The following is a 401-nucleotide window of genomic DNA, read 5'->3' on the forward strand; positions in this document are numbered from 1 at the left end:
CAATTCCGGCCCACAGCAGGGCTCTGTTCAGGGTTTTCACGAGGGTAGTATTACGGCCTTTTTCAGGTCTGTGGAGACGGGGGGCGTCAGGAAATGCCACCGATTTGCGGTTGCAGAGCACCATCATGGTCACAGCATCAGCCTCTCCAGCCCGGGGAATGGACGGAAGAGAAAATGTGACAGCAACAAGGATAGCCGGCACCTCATGGCATTGATCCAGCCAGAAGTCAAACGCAGCCGCTCCTCTCTCAGAGAGAAGATGAAAAGTGCTTCCGGTCACCTGCAAAAATTTATTGATGAGAAGAGGCTTAACCTCGGACTCCAGGTCAGTGTCACAATCCAGCGCCAGCCAGCAGGCTATCCCCCGGGGAAGATGTTTTACCACTCCAGCCAGACTCGAT

At 54.4% G+C, this 401-nt stretch carries 1 protein-coding gene; it reads left to right on the forward strand.

The window, feature by feature from the left end; translation table 11 throughout:
* Nucleotides 1–205: 205 nt before the first annotated feature.
* On the forward strand, nt 206–401 hold a 196-nt coding region (locus AAIR21_RS27940; protein ID WP_434682848.1), incomplete at its 3' end, for a hypothetical protein.

It is taken from the genome of Enterobacter sp. PTB, from assembly GCF_051130085.1.
Classification (GTDB): Bacteria; Pseudomonadota; Gammaproteobacteria; order Enterobacterales; family Enterobacteriaceae; genus Enterobacter; species Enterobacter ludwigii.